The organism is Methylobacterium sp. (assembly GCF_019750675.1).
In the GTDB taxonomy this organism is placed as follows: domain Bacteria; phylum Pseudomonadota; class Alphaproteobacteria; order Rhizobiales; family Beijerinckiaceae; genus Methylobacterium.
The window spans coordinates 1-2,042 of the sequence record NZ_JAIEOF010000291.1 but is presented as its reverse complement, the minus strand read 5'-3'; the positions used below and the strand labels follow the sequence as shown (position 1 = coordinate 2,042).

The window sequence follows — 2,042 nt, the reverse complement described above, 5'->3', positions numbered from 1 at the left end:
GCGGCGCTGATGGGCCTCGTGGTGGCGCTCGCGGGCGTGGTCCTCGCCCACATCCTCGACATGCCGTCCCTGGACGGGTGGTCCTCGATCGGCATCGGCCTGATCCTGGTGGGGATGGCGATTTTCCTGATGATCGAGACGCATGGCCTCCTCATCGGCGAGGCGGCCGACCCCGAACTCGTCGCGGCGATCCGCGAGGTGGTGCGCGGAGAGGCGGGGGTCCACCACGTCAACACCGTGCTGACCCAGCATCTCGGCCCCTCCGACATCCTGGTCAACGTGAGCCTCGACCTCGACGATACCTTCAGCGCCGGGCAGATCGAGGCCATGGTGACCCGCATCGAGACCCGCCTGAAGGCGCGCGACCCCGACGTGACCCGCATCTTCATCGAGGTCCAGTCGCGGGCGAGCGCCGTGGCCGCGCCCGCCCCGGCGGCCTGAGGCCTACGGCGCGGGCTCGGCCAGGGCAGCCGCGATCGCGGCTTCGAGGGCCTCGGGCTTGGTCGAGGGCGCGTAGCGCGCGATGACCCGGCCGTCGCGGCCGACGAGAAACTTGGTGAAGTTCCATTTGATGGCGCGGCTGCCGAGGAGCCCGGGCTTGGCGCGGGTGAGGTGGGCGAAGACCGGGTCGGCCCCCGGGCCGTTGACCGCGACCTTGGCGAGTACCGGGAAGCCGACCTCGTAGGTCAGGCTGCAGAAGGCCGCGATCTCGGCCGCGTCCCCCGGCTCCTGGGCGCCGAACTGGTTGCAGGGGAAGCCGAGCACCACGAGCCCCGCCGATCGGTACTTCCGCGCCAGGGCTTCCAGCCCGGCATATTGCGGGGTGAACCCGCATTTCGAGGCGGTGTTGACGATCAGGATCACCGATCCCCGGTGCTGGGCCAGGGGATAGGGGGAGCCGTCGGCGGCACTCGGGGTCAAGTCGTGCACGCTATCCATGGATTGCAACCGGGCGGGCGAACGGATGGGTGCCTCTCGTAGTACCTCGTCGCTTCGATCCACAAGGGCCGGAACCGGTAGGCAAGCGTTAAGCCTCTTCTCCTACAGCTGATGATTGCATATCGGCCGGGATCACGCGCATGGTGACGGGAGCGACAGCGGCTGCACGGAGAACGGCGGCGGGATCCGCGCGGGGGCCTGCGGGCGACGGGGCAAGCGTCGGCACGTCGCCGAAGGACAGGAATCCGGGGACATCGGCCGCCTCCAAGGCGGCGGGTGCGGCCGCCGTGGTCGATCTCAGCGCGGCCGCGAAGCGGCAGATCGCCCAGACGCTCACGGGGACCGCCGGCTCCACAAGCCCCATCGGCGAGACGGCCCGGTCGATTGTTCGTTCCTTCGACGAAATCGTCCGCGATCGGACGCAGGACCTGGCCGGCAAACTCGCCGATCGGCTGACCAGAATGGGCATCCCGCAGGACGAGCCCATCGTTTTCCGAATCGACAGCCTCGGCCAAGTGAAGACCGACAGTCCCTACAGGGAGCGCATCGAGAAGATGTTCCGGGACGATCCAGAACTCGCCAAGGACTTCCAGGACGTTGCTTCGCTCAACGCGATGAAGGCAGCCCAGACTGCCCTGGAGGCGCTCGACGCGGAGAAGAAGGCGGCAAAGGACGATGACGCGCGCGATGCGGCCTACGGGCGCTACACCGCTCGGCTGATGACGTCGCAGGCACTGTCGGAGACGATGACGCTGAGGGACGGCGCCCTGATCTCGGCGAGCGTAGACTTCATGGATGTATCGGTGCGCGACTCGAGGGCAGGCCAAGCCAGCCGGAAGCCCGAGCTGGCCGCGACGAAGCGGGTGTCGCTGACGGTCTGACCGTTCTCCGGCCGCGTCCACCCGCACCGATCGACCCGATCGCACCTCGGCGGTGCCTCCGTTGACGCCCCGGACCGGCCGATTCGGCGCGGTCTCGGCCCGGGCCGACCCAGCGCCTCAGGCGGCGGTGCGTCGCTCGACGAGTCGGGCGAGGAAGGCCGAGCCGAGGGGAATGATGCTGTCGTCGAAGTCGAAGCTCGCATTGTGCAGGCCGGGGCCCGG

At 69.0% G+C, this 2,042-nt stretch carries 3 protein-coding genes; 2 read left to right on the top strand and 1 reads right to left on the bottom strand.

What is annotated here, in order from left to right:
* Positions 1-441, top strand: a 441-nt coding sequence (locus K2X24_RS15180; protein ID WP_292499209.1) for a cation transporter dimerization domain-containing protein, incomplete at its 5' end; no start/stop codon positions are given.
* Positions 442-444: 3 nt separating this feature from the next.
* Here K2X24_RS15180 and K2X24_RS15175 read toward each other — a convergent pair.
* Positions 445-939, bottom strand: coding sequence for a glutathione peroxidase (locus K2X24_RS15175; protein ID WP_292499208.1), 495 nt, complete (start codon positions 937-939; stop codon positions 445-447).
* A 287-nt stretch (positions 940-1,226) separates the two neighbouring features.
* Between K2X24_RS15175 and K2X24_RS15170 the strand changes: the two genes are divergently transcribed.
* On the top strand, positions 1,227-1,820 hold the full coding sequence (locus K2X24_RS15170) for a hypothetical protein (protein WP_292499207.1): 594 nt from the start codon (positions 1,227-1,229) through the stop codon (positions 1,818-1,820).
* Positions 1,821-2,042 lie beyond the last annotated feature (222 nt).

What these genes read in the sequence shown, in the direction of transcription:
- K2X24_RS15175 (WP_292499208.1), bottom strand. Translation starts at nt 939, where the DNA reads ATGGATAGCGTGCACGACTTGACCCCGAGTGCCGCCGACGGCTCCCCC.